The 15,284-nt window shown below is 59.1% G+C and carries 15 protein-coding genes; 10 read left to right on the forward strand and 5 right to left on the reverse strand.

The genetic code is table 11. The annotated features are described in order from the left end of the window. Nucleotides 1–126: 126 nt before the first annotated feature. Nucleotides 127–1,581, reverse strand: a complete 1,455-nt coding sequence (gene thiI / locus BLL42_RS12390) for a tRNA uracil 4-sulfurtransferase ThiI (RefSeq protein ID WP_071552357.1) — start codon at nt 1,579–1,581, stop codon at nt 127–129. Between the two features lie 329 nt (nt 1,582–1,910). On the opposite strand from thiI, the gene glnA reads away from it, so the two are divergent. The 6 genes from glnA (at nt 1,911) to ntrC (ending at nt 8,089) form a co-directional block, all read left to right on the forward strand. Next, a complete protein-coding gene (gene glnA / locus BLL42_RS12400) occupies nt 1,911–3,317 on the forward strand; it encodes a glutamate--ammonia ligase (RefSeq protein WP_010464555.1) in 1,407 nt (468 codons plus the stop codon). A 132-nt stretch (nt 3,318–3,449) separates the two neighbouring features. Then, on the forward strand, nt 3,450–4,013 hold the full coding sequence (locus BLL42_RS12405) for a chorismate mutase (RefSeq protein ID WP_071552359.1): 564 nt from the start codon (nt 3,450–3,452) through the stop codon (nt 4,011–4,013). Between the two features lie 195 nt (nt 4,014–4,208). Further along, nucleotides 4,209–4,715 carry a DUF4124 domain-containing protein gene (locus tag BLL42_RS12410; protein WP_071552360.1) on the forward strand — a complete coding sequence of 169 codons (507 nt, stop codon included), beginning with the start codon at nt 4,209–4,211 and terminating at the stop codon, nt 4,713–4,715. Beyond that, on the forward strand, nt 4,712–5,338 hold the full coding sequence (locus tag BLL42_RS12415) for a DUF4124 domain-containing protein (protein WP_071552361.1): 627 nt from the start codon (nt 4,712–4,714) through the stop codon (nt 5,336–5,338). The genes BLL42_RS12410 and BLL42_RS12415 overlap by 4 nt, the downstream gene beginning before the upstream one ends. Nucleotides 5,339–5,570: 232 nt before the next feature. After that, nucleotides 5,571–6,656 (forward strand): nitrogen regulation protein NR(II), encoded by a 1,086-nt coding sequence (glnL, locus tag BLL42_RS12420; protein ID WP_071552362.1) that lies wholly within the window; start codon nt 5,571–5,573, stop codon nt 6,654–6,656. Next, the gene (gene ntrC / locus BLL42_RS12425) at nt 6,653–8,089 is read left to right on the forward strand and encodes a nitrogen regulation protein NR(I) (protein ID WP_071552363.1); all 1,437 of its coding nucleotides are present in this window, start codon (nt 6,653–6,655) and stop codon (nt 8,087–8,089) included. Before glnL ends, ntrC begins: the two co-directional genes overlap by 4 nt. Nucleotides 8,090–8,549: 460 nt before the next feature. Here the strand turns inward: ntrC and BLL42_RS12430 are convergent, their stop codons facing one another. Then, nucleotides 8,550–8,990, reverse strand: a complete 441-nt coding sequence (locus tag BLL42_RS12430) for a hypothetical protein (RefSeq protein WP_071552364.1) — start codon at nt 8,988–8,990, stop codon at nt 8,550–8,552. Between BLL42_RS12430 and BLL42_RS12435 the strand changes: the two genes are divergently transcribed. After that, a complete protein-coding gene (locus BLL42_RS12435) occupies nt 8,989–9,444 on the forward strand; it encodes a tRNA (cytidine(34)-2'-O)-methyltransferase (protein WP_019691309.1) in 456 nt (151 codons plus the stop codon). The genes BLL42_RS12430 and BLL42_RS12435 overlap by 2 nt on opposite strands. A gap of 193 nt (nt 9,445–9,637) precedes the next feature. Here BLL42_RS12435 and secB read toward each other — a convergent pair whose 3' ends face one another. The 3 genes from secB to BLL42_RS12450 are packed head-to-tail and all read right to left on the reverse strand — an operon-like array spanning nt 9,638 to nt 10,829. Further along, on the reverse strand, nt 9,638–10,120 hold the full coding sequence (gene secB / locus BLL42_RS12440) for a protein-export chaperone SecB (RefSeq protein ID WP_071552365.1): 483 nt from the start codon (nt 10,118–10,120) through the stop codon (nt 9,638–9,640). 39 nt (nt 10,121–10,159) lie between these two features. After that, nucleotides 10,160–10,414: a glutaredoxin 3 gene (grxC, locus tag BLL42_RS12445; protein ID WP_071552366.1), complete on the reverse strand. Its 255-nt coding sequence runs from the start codon at nt 10,412–10,414 to the stop codon at nt 10,160–10,162. Nucleotide 10,415: 1 nt separating this feature from the next. Next, a complete protein-coding gene (locus BLL42_RS12450) occupies nt 10,416–10,829 on the reverse strand; it encodes a rhodanese-like domain-containing protein (RefSeq protein ID WP_054595164.1) in 414 nt (137 codons plus the stop codon). Nucleotides 10,830–10,980: 151 nt separating this feature from the next. Here BLL42_RS12450 and gpmI point away from each other — a divergent pair, with 151 nt between their 5' ends. The 3 genes from gpmI (at nt 10,981) to BLL42_RS12465 (ending at nt 15,284) form a co-directional block, all read left to right on the forward strand. After that, nucleotides 10,981–12,510, forward strand: a complete 1,530-nt coding sequence (gene gpmI / locus BLL42_RS12455) for a 2,3-bisphosphoglycerate-independent phosphoglycerate mutase (protein WP_071552367.1) — start codon at nt 10,981–10,983, stop codon at nt 12,508–12,510. 139 nt (nt 12,511–12,649) lie between these two features. Next, nucleotides 12,650–13,942: a murein hydrolase activator EnvC family protein gene (locus tag BLL42_RS12460; RefSeq protein WP_071552368.1), complete on the forward strand. Its 1,293-nt coding sequence runs from the start codon at nt 12,650–12,652 to the stop codon at nt 13,940–13,942. A 34-nt stretch (nt 13,943–13,976) separates the two neighbouring features. Further along, nucleotides 13,977–15,284, forward strand: coding sequence for a S41 family peptidase (locus BLL42_RS12465; protein ID WP_071552369.1), 1,308 nt, complete (start codon nt 13,977–13,979; stop codon nt 15,282–15,284).

Below are 15,284 nucleotides of genomic sequence, written 5' to 3' on the forward strand. Positions count from 1 at the left end.
TCAGAGGATTCGGTGTGCTGACAAGTCTTGGCAGCGATTTACAGTAGAGTCAGGCCTTGCCGTTACAGCTTGACGGCGGCGTCGGGGGGCCGGTGACGCAGGCCACAGGCAAACAGCCCCGGGCTCTTAGCTCGGTCGATAAACGCGCACATTGGCATGCCCCTCACTGAGCAAATGGTGAGCATGCAGGCGACTCATCACGCCTTTGTCGCAATACAGCAGGTACTGGCGAGTAGGGTCCAGTTCCTTGAAACGAGCGTTCAGAGCATAAAACGGCATCGTTTGTACCTCGATGCCAGCAAGCTCAAGCGGGTCGTCTTCGGCGGCATCCGGGTGGCGGATGTCGATGATGATCTGACCGGCCAGCGCTTCACTGACTTCTTCAATCTGCACATCCTGGCCCAATTCGTCGATCACGCGATCGATCGGCACCAGTTTGGCGTTCTCGAGCGCACGCTCGAGCACCGCCATATCGAATTCTTTCTCTTCATGCTCCACGCGTGGACGCTTGGCGTGGGTCTTGGGGTTCACCGAAATGACCCCGCAGTACTCTGGCATGTGCTTGGCGAAATCGGCGGTGCCGATTTCGTTGGCCATGTCGATGATGTCCTGCTTGTGACTGGCGATCAGCGGGCGCAATACCAGCTTGTCGGTCACGCAGTCGATCACGGACAGGTTCGGCAGCGTCTGGCTGGAAACCTGGGAAATCGCTTCGCCGGTGACCAGCGCCTCGATGTCCAGCCGATCAGCGATTCGGGACGCAGCGCGCAACATCATACGCTTCAATACTACGCCCATATGACTGTTATCGACTTTGCCGAGAATTTCTCCCAGCACTTCCTCGAAAGGCACACTGACAAATAACACGCGTTGGGAGCTGCCGTACTTCTTCCAGATGAAGTGCGCGACTTCCATCACGCCCAATTCGTGGGCACGCCCGCCGAGGTTGAAGAAGCAGAAATGGCTCATCAGCCCACGGCGCATGATCTGGTAAGCCGCGACGGTGGAATCGAAACCGCCGGACATCAGCACCAGGGTCTGTTCCAGCGCGCCCAGCGGATAACCGCCGATGCTGTTGTGCTGGCTGTGGATCACGAACAACCGTTGGTCGCGAATTTCGATGCGAACTTCGATTTCCGGGTTCTTGAGCGAAATACCGGCGGCGCCGCACTGACGACGCAGCTGGCTGCCGACGTATTTCTCGACGTCCATCGAGCTGAATTCGTGCTTGCCGGCACGCTTGCAGCGCACCGAAAAAATCTTCCCGGTCAGCGACTCACCGTAGTGCTGCTTGCACTGGGCGACGATGTCGTCGAAGTCACCCAACGGGTACTCGTCGACCTGCAGGAAATGCGCGATGCCCGGCATGCAGCTCAGCCGCTCGGTCATGTCCTTCAGGGCTTTTGGATCACTGACGTGCGTTTCCAGCTCGAGGTTGTCCCACACGCCGTTCACCACCACAGCCGGGTCCAGATCGCGGAGCACGGCACGGATGTTCTTGGCCAATTGACGGATGAAACGCGTCCGTACCGGGCGGCTCTTTATGGTGATCTCGGGGAAGACTTTTACGATTAGTTTCATGAAAACAGCGCGCGCAGGGCCAGCCGAAAAAGGGGGGCGCGGATTATAGCGGAAATTGCTCAAGGTTTAACCAGTTAATGTGCAGAAGGTTTTCGATGCACCAAAACAGGTCAATTGTGAAATTGAGCGCTACATTAAGGGGCGAGATTTTCAGTTTTAAGGCGCTTTGCACCTTTGTAAGCGTGATATTGGGGCAGAAAACCCAAGTCGGGGCACTGGCATGCAATTTGCTCCCTTGTGAGGCAGGTTGCCAAGGCAGAGTATTCGCGCCGGCATCACCCATATTCTAAGGGCACTCCACTACCCGCCCGAAGCCACCCGGAGGCACTATGTCGAAGTCGGTTCAACTCATCAAAGATCATGACGTCAAGTGGATTGATCTGCGCTTCACTGATACCAAAGGCACTCAGCACCACGTGACCATGCCGGCTCGTGATGCGCTGGATGAAGCCTTCTTCGAAGAAGGCAAAATGTTCGATGGTTCCTCCATTGCTGGCTGGAAAGGCATCGAAGCCTCCGACATGATCCTGATGCCGGACGACAGCACTGCTGTCCTCGATCCGTTCACCGAAGAGCCGACCCTGATCCTGGTTTGCGACGTGATCGAGCCTTCGACCATGCAAGGCTATGACCGTGACCCACGTGCCATCGCCAAGCGTGCCGAGGAGTACCTGAAGTCCACCGGTATCGGCGACACCGTTTTCGTCGGTCCAGAGCCTGAGTTCTTCATCTTCGACGAAGTGAAGTTCAAGTCCGACATCTCCGGTTCGATGTTCAAAATCTACTCCGAACAAGGTTCGTGGATGTCCGACCAGGACGTGGAAGGCGGCAACAAAGGCCACCGTCCAGGCGTCAAAGGCGGCTACTTCCCGGTTCCGCCGTTCGACCACGACCATGAAATCCGTACCTCCATGTGCAACGCCATGGAAGAAATGGGCCTGGTCATCGAAGTTCACCACCACGAAGTGGCAACTGCCGGCCAGAACGAAATCGGTGTGAAGTTCAACACCCTGGTCGCCAAGGCTGACGAAGTTCAGACCCTGAAGTACTGCGTACACAACGTTGCTGATGCATACGGCCGCACCGCGACCTTCATGCCTAAGCCGCTGTATGGCGACAACGGTTCGGGTATGCACGTTCACCTGTCCATCGCCAAAGATGGCAAGAACACCTTTGCAGGCGAAGGTTATGCCGGCCTGTCCGATACCGCCCTGTACTTCATCGGCGGCATCATCAAGCACGGTAAGGCCCTGAACGGCTTCACCAACCCGTCGACCAACTCCTACAAGCGTCTGGTCCCAGGTTTCGAAGCTCCAGTGATGTTGGCCTACTCGGCTCGCAACCGTTCCGCTTCGATCCGTATTCCTTACGTGTCGAGCCCTCGCGCTCGCCGTATCGAAGCACGCTTCCCGGATCCAGCAGCCAACCCGTACCTGGGCTTCGCTGCACTGTTGATGGCTGGCCTGGACGGCATCCAGAACAAGATCCACCCTGGCGACGCTGCTGACAAAAACCTGTACGACCTGCCGCCTGAAGAGGCGAAAGAGATCCCACAAGTTTGCGGTAGCCTGAAAGAAGCCCTGGAAGAGCTGGACAAAGGTCGTGCGTTCCTGACCAAAGGCGGCGTTTTCAGCGACGACTTCATCGACGCTTACATCGCCCTGAAAAGCGAAGAAGAAATCAAAGTACGCACCTTCGTACACCCACTGGAATACGAGCTGTACTACAGCTGCTGATCCAGTAGCGCTCGCGAAAGCGGCGTAACGTGAAAAGGCCTCTTCGGAGGCCTTTTTTGTGGGCGAACACTTGTCATCGGGCCTACTGTTATAGACATCATGCTCCTCCACGGAATGAAGACGAGACACCCCATGCGCCTACCCTTGTGCCTTGCACTGCTTACCGCCCTGCTTGCCAACACAGCCACCGCTGCCGCCCCTGCTCCGGTTCCGGCGCCTGCCGCCCTCGCCCCGCTGCTCAGCACCATCCAGGAGCGCTTGGCGATTGCCGACAAGGTCGCACTGAGCAAATGGGACAGCGGCAAGCCTGTCGAGGATCGCCAACGGGAACGCGACGTCATTGCCGAAGCCATCGCCGAGGCGCCCTACTACAAATTGAGCAATGAAACCGTCGAGCAGTTCTTCTCGGCACAGATCGAAGCCAACAAACTGGTGCAGTACGCGCACTTGTCCGACTGGCACGCACAGGGCAAGGCGCCTAACGACCCTCGCCCTGATCTCGATGGCCTGATCCGCCCGCAACTCGACCTGTTACAAAATCGCCTGCTGCAACAACTGGCCGATTTCACCCCGTATCGTAAAGACCCACACTGCCCGTTATGGCTGGCCAAGGCCAATAAAACCGCAGCTCAAGTGCCGCTGCGTGAGCTTGCGTTAATACGCGCCACCGCCGAATTGTGCAGCGCCCATCCGTAGGCGCTGGCGAAGGCTCGGGCCGCGTTCGGACGATCTTTTGCGGATTTATCTCCTGCCCTCAGATCAAAAGATCGCAGCCTGCGGCAGCGCCTACGCGAGACTGATCGCTCTTTCGTGCCAGGGTGTTAGTGACCTGGGCCAACACGTAACCCTGACCTATGCTGCACCCAACGCTTTCGTTTATTGGTCGTTTTTATGGGTCGTGGTTTTCTATTTGTCTTGTTGCTGATCACCCTGCCCGCTACCGCGCAGATCTATCGGTACACCGACGTCAACGGCAATACCGCCTACAGCAATCAGCCGCCCGATGGCGTGAAGAGCCAGGCCGTCGAGTTGCCGCCACTCAACAGCATCGAACGCCAACCACCGATAGCGCCCGAACAACCGGCCCTGCGCGCTGACAAAAACGCCGTATATTCAGTGCTGGAACTGACCGGCCTGCCCAGCGATGAAGCCCTGCGCGCCAACAACGGCACCTTCATCGTCGGTGTGCAGATTCAGCCACGCCTGCAAGGGTCACATGTGTTTCGATTGCTGCTGGACGGTCAGCCGTATGGCCAACCGAGCAACGTGCCGCGCTTGCAACTGGTGAACATCGATCGCGGCGAACACCGTCTCGCGGTGCAGGTGCTCGCCGCAGAAAGCCTTGTGCAGCAGAGCCCGACCATCACCTTCACCGTGCAGCGGGTACATACCCCGTGAGGCGCTGGATAATCGCCACGTGTCTGTGGCTGATCGCTCTGCCAGCGCCGGCCGAGGTCTACACCTACGTCGACGCCCAAGGCAATCGGGTCTTCACCGATCAACCCGGCCCTGGAAACGCCAAGCGAGTCACACTGGCACCCGGTAATCGCATGTCGGCCAATCCCGGCGGCGCAACACCGCAAACCGCCCCAAAGAAGCCTGAGGAAAAGCCACTGTTTCACTACGACATGCTTCGCGTTCTCGTACCGGAGCCGGACGCTTCGGTGCGCAGCAGCGCGGGTGAACTGATCGTCAGTGTCACCAACGAACCCACCTTGCAACGCGGCCATCACTATCGGTTGTTACTGGACGGCCAACCGACTGCCGATCCCGGCCCGAGCCCGGTGTTCGCCTTAAGCAATATTGATCGCGGCACCCATCAACTGGCGGTGGAAATCCTCGACGAACACGGGCGGATTGTCGAACGCACAGCTAATCAGCCATTTCACATGCTGCGCATCTCTCTGGCGCAGAAGCGTCAGGTCAAACCTTGCACCCTGACCGATTACGGCCAACGCCCGGAGTGCCCGCTCGCAGACAAGCCTGAAGAAGAAAAAATCGGGATTTTTTCTTTCTTCTGACCGTCGTACAGGTTTGCGCACTATATTGGTGCAATGTGCTGCACCATACCCATATTCCTACCCATTTTGGTTCGAAAGTACCCGCTAACGCTGGCAGAACGCCGTGCAATCGCGCGTCAAACGCCCGTTTCAGGGCCTGAACGCTTCTTTTCGGAGCCTTGGTTTGGTTTTTGCATTTTCCTCCGCATCAGCGCCTCGTCCATACGCGCGCCCTGCTCCAAAAGAGGTCCTAATGACCATCAGCGACGCACTGCACCGCTTGCTACTCGACAACCTGACCACCGCCACCATTCTGCTCAACGCCGAACTGCGTCTTGAGTACATGAACCCTGCGGCGGAAATGCTCCTGGCCATCAGCGGCCAGCGCAGCCATGGGCAATTCATCAGCGAGCTGTTCACCGAGTCGACCGAAGCCCTGAACTCCTTGCGCCAGGCGGTCGAACAAGCGCACCCGTTTACCAAGCGCGAAGCAATGCTCACCGCCCTGACCGGCCAGACCCTGACCGTCGACTACGCAGTGACGCCGATCCTCAGCAATGGCGACACGCTGCTGCTGCTCGAAGTCCACCCGCGTGATCGCTTGCTGCGCATTACCAAAGAAGAAGCGCAGCTCTCCAAGCAGGAAACCAGCAAGATGCTGGTACGCGGCCTCGCTCACGAGATCAAGAACCCGCTCGGCGGGATTCGCGGTGCCGCTCAGTTGCTGGCCCGCGAGCTGCCGGAAGAAAGCCTCAAGGACTATACCAACGTCATCATCGAGGAAGCGGATCGCCTGCGTAATCTGGTCGATCGCATGCTCGGCTCAAACAAACTGCCGTCGCTTGCCCTGTGCAACGTCCACGAGGTGCTGGAGCGCGTCTGTCATCTGGTGGAAGCCGAAAGCCAAGGCTGCATCACGTTGGTGCGCGACTACGACCCGAGCATTCCGGATGTGTTGATCGACCGCGAGCAAATGATTCAGGCCGTGCTGAATATCGTGCGCAATGCGATGCAGGCCATCAGCAGCCAGAACGAACTGCGCCTGGGTCGCATCACGTTGCGTTCGCGCGCCATGCGCCAGTTCACCATCGGCCACGTGCGCCATCGCCTGGTGACCAAACTCGAAATCATCGATAACGGCCCGGGGATTCCAGCAGACCTGCAAGAAACCATCTTCTTCCCCATGGTCAGCGGCCGCCCGGATGGTACCGGGCTCGGCCTGGCCATTACCCAGAACATCATCAGCCAGCACCAGGGCCTGATCGAATGTGACAGCCATCCAGGCCACACCACGTTCTCGATCTTTCTGCCACTGGAACAAGGAGCCACATCGACATGAGCCGTAGTGAAACCGTGTGGATCGTCGATGACGACCGTTCTATCCGTTGGGTCCTGGAAAAAGCCTTGCAACAGGAAGGCATGACCACGCAAAGCTTCGACAGCGCCGATGGCGTGATGAGCCGCCTGGCGCGCCAGCAGCCGGACGTGATCATCTCCGACATCCGCATGCCCGGCACCAGTGGTCTGGACCTGCTGGCACGGATTCGCGAGCAACACCCAAGGCTGCCCGTGATCATCATGACGGCGCACTCCGATCTGGACAGCGCTGTCGCGTCCTATCAGGGCGGTGCGTTCGAGTACCTGCCCAAGCCGTTCGACGTCGATGAAGCCGTGTCGCTGGTCAAGCGCGCCAACCAGCACGCCCAGGAACAGCAGGGCCTGGAAGTCGCGCCCACCCTGACCCGCACCCCGGAAATCATCGGTGAAGCACCGGCGATGCAGGAAGTGTTTCGCGCCATCGGACGCTTGAGCCACTCCAACATCACCGTGCTGATCAACGGCGAATCCGGTACCGGTAAAGAACTGGTGGCCCACGCCCTGCACCGCCACAGCCCGCGCGCGACCTCGCCGTTCATCGCGCTGAACATGGCGGCGATTCCCAAGGACCTGATGGAGTCCGAGCTGTTCGGTCACGAAAAAGGCGCGTTCACCGGCGCGGCCAACCTGCGGCGCGGACGGTTTGAACAAGCTGATGGCGGCACACTGTTCCTCGATGAAATCGGCGACATGCCGGCCGACACCCAGACGCGCTTGCTGCGGGTACTGGCCGACGGCGAGTTCTATCGCGTCGGCGGTCATGTGCCGGTCAAGGTCGATGTGCGAATCATTGCCGCGACTCACCAGAATCTGGAAACCCTGGTGCACGCCGGGAAATTCCGTGAAGACCTGTTCCACCGTCTGAACGTGATCCGCATCCACATTCCGCGCCTGTCGGACCGTCGCGAAGACATTCCGACCCTGGCCAAGCACTTCCTCGCCCGCGCCGCACAAGAACTGGCGGTGGAACCCAAGCTGCTGAAAAGCGAAACCGAGGAATACCTGAAGAACCTGCCGTGGCCAGGCAACGTGCGCCAGTTGGAAAACACCTGCCGCTGGATCACGGTAATGGCTTCGGGTCGCGAAGTGCACATCAGCGACCTGCCGCCCGAGCTGCTGAGCCTGCCGCAGGACTCGGCACCGGTAACCAACTGGGAGCAAGCACTGCGTCAGTGGGCCGATCAGGCATTGGCACGCGGTCAGTCGAACCTGCTCGACAGCGCTGTGCCGAGCTTCGAGCGGATCATGATCGAAACCGCTCTCAAGCACACCGCCGGCCGCCGCCGCGACGCTGCCGTTCTGCTGGGCTGGGGCCGCAACACCTTGACCCGCAAGATCAAGGAACTGGGGATGAAGGTCGATGGTGGCGATGATGATGAAGGGGATGAGGGCTAGGTTCGGCTTCAGACTCTAGGCGTCAGCGAAAAGATCGCAGCCTGCGGCAGCTCCTACGTGGGATATGCGTTTCCCTGGAGCTGCCGCAGGCTGCGATCTTTTTTGCGCTCGGAAAACAGAACCGTGCACCGCCGCAATGCACCGTGAACCGCAATCGCGCATCCCACGGGAAGCGAAATCCCGCCCTCCACAACACGTAAACCTATTCCACAAAAAACCAAAGCCCCGAATACCGGGGCTTTCAGCGCTGTACGCGGGCTTTTTGTTTCAACTTATTAAAACCTGGCACGCCCCCTGCAATAGTCCAATCAGTGATTCGATTCACTACCCAGTTTCGGGGGCCTTGGTACAGGCAGGCCGGGGATTCCCCTCTTTACACCCGGGGTTCATCACGCAGATCGCGACGAACCCCCTCCCGTTTTGGGGAACCTTGGTACAGGCAGGCCGGGGATTCCCTCTTTTATTGCTCCCGCAGATGGATCTCCAACCGCCAGCGGTCATTGACCTCGCTGCCGGCCCAATCACCCTTCAGAGGGCGGGCCGCCACCAGCGTCAGCAACAAGCCCTTATCACTCAAACGTACCCGCCAGTTCACGTCCTTGTCGCTGAGCTTCAATTGGCCGTTCTGCGCTTTACCTTCGGCCTCGAACAGCAACGCGACACTGCCATCGATGAATTCGCCGTGGGTCTTCGGTTCATTGTTGAACCACATCACCAAGCCATCGGGTTCGACCTCAACCTGTTGTAATACGCTAGGGTCGGGCTCGGTCAGGCGACCGATCATCATCCCGACCATGACGCCGACAATCGCCAATGAGGCCATCACCCGCGGGAATAGCTTCGGTCGCGGGTCCACTTCAGGCGTAGAATGCCGCCCATCTTTACCTTCGGAGCCGTGCATGTTTCACGTCATCCTTTTTCAACCAGAAATTCCGCCGAATACCGGCAACGTTATCAGGCTGTGCGCCAACAGTGGCTGCCACCTGCATTTGATCGAGCCGCTGGGTTTCGAGATGGACGACAAGCGCCTCCGCCGGGCCGGCCTCGATTACCATGAGTATGCCACCCTGCAGCGCCATGCCGACCTTGCCAGCTGCCTGGAAAGTCTTGGCCACCCGCGCTTGTTCGCCTTCACCACCAAGGGCTCGCGGCCGTTCCACGACGCCAGCTTCGCCGAGGGTGATGCCTTCCTGTTCGGACCGGAAAGCCGTGGGCTGCCAGCCGAGGTGCTGGATGCCCTGCCTGCCGAACAGCGCTTGCGCCTGCCGATGCGCGAAGGTTGCCGCAGCCTGAACCTGTCCAACACCGTGGCGGTGGCCGTGTACGAAGGCTGGCGCCAGCTCGGGTTCAAATAACCCGACAATACAATGACCTGATGACCCAATGTAGGAGCTGCCGCAGGCTGCGATCTTTTGATCGACAAAATCAAAAGATCGCAGCCTGCGGCAGCTCCTACGCAGATCAAGAGATCGCGGCGTGCCCAGCGGTTTCCTCGCCCCATGAAAAAAGCGCCGTTGAAGGCGCTTTTTTCGTTGTTGCATCGAACGCTTACTGAACGGTCTGTGCGCCGTCTTGCTGCATGCGTTGCAGTTCTTGCGCGTACAGGGCGTCGAAGTTCACCGGAGCCAGCATCAGCGCCGGGAACGAACCACGGGTCACCAGGCTGTCCAGGGCTTCGCGAGCGTACGGGAACAGGATATTCGGGCAGAAAGCACCGAGAGTGTGACTCATCGAGGCTTCGTCGAGGTTCTTGATCAGGAAGATACCGGCCTGCTGAACTTCAGCGATGAATGCCACTTCGTCACCGTTCTTCACGGTAACCGACAGGGTCAGCACGACTTCGTGGAAGTCACTTTCCAGGGCTTTCTGGCGGGTGTTCAGATCCAGACCGACACTCGGCTCCCACTGCTGGCGGAAGATCGCCGGGCTTTTCGGGGCTTCGAAGGACAGGTCACGCACGTAAATGCGCTGCAAGGAGAATTGCGGTGCAGTTTCTTCTTCGTTCGCAGCAGTGTTCTGTTCGTCAGTCATCTCAGATCCTTTCTGATCTTGGGGTCTTTTAGGGTTTAGTCAGGCCGTGAGCAGCGCATCGAGCTTGCCGGCGCGGTCCAGGGCAAACAAATCATCACAACCACCCACGTGGGTGCTGCCGATCCAGATCTGCGGCACGGACGTACGCCCGGCCTTCTGGGCCATCTCGGCACGCACCTGCGGTTTGCCATCGACCTTGATCTCTTCGAAGGCTACGCCCTTGTTCTTGAGCAGGTACTTGGCTCGCGAGCAGTAGGGGCAGTAATCGCTGGAATAGACGACGACATTCTTCATATCACTTCACCAGCGGCAGATTGTCGGCTTTCCAGCTGGAGATCCCGCCAGACAGCTTGGCTGCGGTGAAGCCGGACTTCAACAATTCGCGAGCGTGAGTACCGGAATGCTGGCCCAGGGCGTCGACCAGAATGATGGTCTTGGCCTTGTGCTTTTCCAGTTCGCCAACGCGAGCGGTCAGTTTGTCCTGCGGAATGTTCAGCGCGCCAACGATGTGACCGGCGGCGAAATCCTTAGTGGTACGGATATCGACAACGACGCCCTGGTCCTTGTTGACCAGCGCAGTCAACTCAGCGGTGCTGAGGCTGCGGCCGCCACGGCTCATCTCGCGGGCGATCAACAACGCCAGCAGTACGACGAAGATACCGACGAGCAGATAGTGGTTAGTGGCAAATTCAATCAGGTGAGCAACCATCAAGGAGGTTCCAGGGCGTTAAAATGTCGGCCAGTATACACAGCCACTATGGTGGGCCAAACCCCGTCCGGCGGTGACGGCACCGGAACTTCGCTTTAAACTGCCACTCCCTTTTCCATCGCCCCTTTTAACTCAGCCACGAGTGGAATCCATGACTACCACGCCTAAACCTTTGGTCCTGATTATTCTCGACGGCTTCGGTCACAGTGAAAGCCAGGAATCCAACGCCGTGTTCGCGGCCCGCAAGCCGGTCCTTGACCGGTTGTATGCCACCGTACCGAACGGCCTGATCTCGGGCTCGGGCATGGATGTCGGCCTGCCGGACGGGCAGATGGGCAACTCGGAAGTCGGCCACATGAACCTCGGTGCAGGCCGCGTGGTGTATCAGGACTTCACCCGCGTGACCAAAGCTATCCGCGATGGCGAGTTTTTCGAGAACCCGACCATCTGCGCCGCCGTGGATAAAGCCGTTGCTGCCGGCAAAGCCGTGCACTTCATGGGCCTGCTGTCCGATGGCGGCGTGCACAGCCACCAGGATCACCTGATCGCCATGGCCGAACTGGCCTTCAAGCGCGGCGCCGAGAAGATCTATCTGCACGCCTTCCTCGACGGCCGCGACACGCCGCCAAAAAGCGCACAGTCGTCGATCGAGCTGTTGGATGAAGCCTTCAAGACGCTGGGCAAAGGCCGGATCGCCAGCATCATTGGCCGCTACTTCGCCATGGACCGCGACAACCGCTGGGATCGCGTGTCCCAGGCCTACAACCTGATCGTCGACGGTAACGGCGAATTCAACGCCGCCACCGCCCAGCAAGGCCTGCAAGCCGCTTACGAACGTGGCGAGAGCGACGAATTCGTCAAAGCCACCACCATCGGTGAGCCAGTCAAGGTCGAAGACGGCGACGCCGTGGTGTTCATGAACTTCCGCGCCGACCGCGCCCGCGAGCTGACCCGGGTATTCGTCGAAGACGATTTCAAGGACTTCGAGCGCGCTCGCCAGCCAAAACTGGCCGGTTTCGTCATGCTGACCCAATACGCGGGCAGCATTCCCGCACCGTCAGCCTTTGCCCCGGGCAGTCTGGAAAACGTGCTGGGCGACTATTTGGCGAAAAACGGCAAAACCCAGCTGCGCATCGCCGAAACCGAAAAATACGCCCACGTGACCTTCTTCTTCTCTGGCGGTCGCGAAGAACCGTTCCCGGGTGAAGAACGCATCCTGATCCCTTCGCCGAAAGTCGCGACCTATGACTTGCAGCCAGAAATGAGCGCACCGGAAGTCACCGACAAAATCGTCGATGCTATCGAAAACCAGCGCTACGACGTGATCGTGGTTAACTACGCCAACGGTGACATGGTCGGTCACAGCGGCGTGTTCGATGCCGCGGTGAAAGCCGTTGAATGCCTGGACCTGTGCGTCGGCCGCATTGTCGACGCCCTGGAAAAAGTCGGCGGCGAAGCGCTGATCACCGCCGACCACGGCAACGTCGAGCAAATGTCCGACGAGTCCACCGGTCAGGCGCACACCGCCCACACCACCGAACCAGTACCGTTCATCTACTTCGGTAAACGCGACCTCAAGGTTCGCGAAGGCGGTGTACTGGCCGACGTGGCTCCGACCATGCTCAAGCTGCTGGGGCTGGAGAAGCCTGCCGAGATGACGGGTACGTCGATTCTGGTTTAACGGCAAAAACGCTTCAATAAAGGGCCATAAACAGCTTTTTATGACGAACGCCTCAAAGCAGTTGGCTTTGAGGCGTTTTTTTTGCAGCGCTTGGCGGGCATACTAGGCTGTCTTTTTCCCCCTGGTGTCGCCCGCCTCTATGCTCCGCGCCCTGATTGCCCTTGCCCTGACCTGCCTGCTCCATCCGGCGCTTGCCGATGAACGCGCGCAAACCCAACAACAGTTGGACGCCACGCGTCAGGATATTGCCGAGCTGAAAAAGCTGCTGGGCAAGTTGCAGGAAGAAAAATCCGGTGTACAAAAGGAGCTCAAAGGCACCGAGACCGAGATGGGCAAGCTCGAGAAGCAGGTCGACGCCCTGCAAAAAGAGCTGAAGAAAAGCGAATCCGAGATACAGCGACTCGATGGTGAGAAAAAAAAACTCCAGAGCGCGCGCATTGAACAGCAACGACTGATCGCCATTCAGGCCCGAGCGGCCTATCAGAGCGGTCGCCAGGAATACCTGAAGCTGCTGCTCAACCAGCAAAATCCGGAAAAATTCGCCCGCACCATCACCTATTACGATTACCTGAGCCAGGCGCGCCTGGAGCAGCTGAAGAATTTCAACGAAACCCTGCGCCAACTGGCCAACGTCGAGCAAGACATCGCCCTGCAACAAGCCCAGTTGCTGGTACAGAAAAGCAGCCTCGACAGCCAGCGTGACGAACTCGACAAAGTCCGCCAGGAGCGTCAGCAAGTCCTGGCCAAGCTCAACGACGACGTGAAAGCCCGCGACCAGAAGCTGCAAGCCCGCGAGCAGGATCAGGCCGATCTGTCTAAAGTACTCAAAACCATCGAAGAAACCCTGGCCCGCCAGGCACGTGAGGCGGAAGAAGCGCGACAAAAAGCGCTGATCGCCCAGCAGGAAGCCGAAAAAAAGCGTTTACGTGAAGCTCAGGCCCAGGCTGAAGCCACTGATGCTCCACGCAAACCCGCCAAGTCGACACCCGGCGCACTGGTTTCAAGTGCAGGCGAGTCCTTCGGCGGTCCCTTTGCTTCAGCCCGCGGAAAACTTCCGTGGCCTGTTGATGGTCGATTGCTTGCGCGTTTTGGTGAAACCCGTGGTGACGATGCCCGAACCAAGTGGGACGGCGTGATGATCAGCGCCTCCGCTGGCAGCCAGGTGCATGCCGTACACGGTGGTCGCGTGGTGTTCGCCGACTGGTTGCGCGGCGCCGGTTTGCTGGTGATCCTCGACCACGGCAATGGTTTTTTGAGCTTGTACGGCCACAACCAGACGCTGCTTAAAGCGGCTGGTGACGTGGTCAAGGCCGGTGAATCCATCTCCACTGTCGGTAGCAGTGGTGGCCAGGACACACCTGCGCTGTATTTTGCTATTCGTCAGCAGGGTCACCCGAGTGATCCAGCACAATGGTGCCGCGCGCAAGGATAGGCGTTGAGTCACCTACATTAGGAGTTCGTTCGACATGCTGCATTTGTCCCGCCTCAATTCGCTGGCCCTGACGATCGCTCTGGTGATCGGTGCGCCGTTGGCGTTTGCCGCTGAACCTGCCTCGTCAACCTCGGCCGCGACCACCAAGGCGCCATTGCCGCTGGAAGAGCTGCGCACCTTTGCCGAGGTCATGGACCGGATCAAGGCGGCCTATGTCGAACCGGTTGACGACAAGACCCTGCTGGAAAATGCCATCAAGGGCATGCTCAGCAACCTTGACCCGCACTCCGCCTACCTCGGCCCGGAAGACTTTGCCGAGTTGCAGGAAAGCACCAGCGGCGAGTTCGGCGGTCTGGGCATCGAAGTCGGCGCCGAAGACGGTTTCATCAAAGTCGTTTCGCCGATCGATGACACGCCTGCCTCCAAGGCCGGCATCCAGGCGGGCGACTTCATCGTCAAGATCAACGGCCAGCCAACCCGCGGCCAGAGCATGACCGAAGCCGTGGACAAGATGCGCGGCAAGATCGGCGAAAAGATCACTCTGACGCTGGTGCGCGACGGCGGTGCACCGTTCGACGTGACGCTGACCCGCGCGACCATCCAGGTCAAGAGCGTGAAGAGCCAGTTGCTGGATTCGGGCTACGCCTACATCCGCATCACCCAGTTCCAGGTCAAGACCGGCGAAGAAGTCGCCAAGGCCCTGGCCAAGTTGCGCAAAGACAACGGCAAGAAGCTCAGCGGCATTGTGCTCGATCTGCGTAACAACCCGGGCGGCGTGCTGCAAGCGGCGGTGGAAGTGGTCGACCATTTCGTCACCAAAGGCCTGATCGTTTACACCAAGGGCCGCATCGCCAACTCCGAACTGCGCTTCTCTGCCACCGGCAAGGACCTGAGCGAAGCCGTGCCAATGGTCGTGCTGATCAACGGCGGTAGCGCCTCGGCTTCGGAAATTGTCGCCGGCGCCCTGCAGGATCAAAAACGTGCAGTTGTCATGGGCACCACCAGTTTCGGTAAAGGCTCGGTACAAACCGTGCTGCCACTGAACAATGACCGCGCACTGAAGATCACCACCGCGCTGTACTTCACGCCGAACGGGCGCTCGATCCAGGCCCAGGGCATCGTTCCGGACATCGAAGTGCGCAAGGCCAAGATCACCAACGAGCAAGACGGCGAATACTTCAAGGAAGCCGACCTGCAAGGTCACCTGGGCAATGGCAATGGCGGCGCCGACAAGCCAACCAAGTCCGGTAGCAAAGCCAAACCGATGCCACAGGACGACGATTACCAGCTGGCCCAGGCCCTGAGCCTGCTCAAAGGCCTGAGCATCACCCGCGGCCACTGA

It is taken from the genome of Pseudomonas frederiksbergensis (assembly GCF_001874645.1).
Lineage (GTDB): Bacteria > Pseudomonadota > Gammaproteobacteria > Pseudomonadales > Pseudomonadaceae > Aquipseudomonas > Aquipseudomonas frederiksbergensis_B.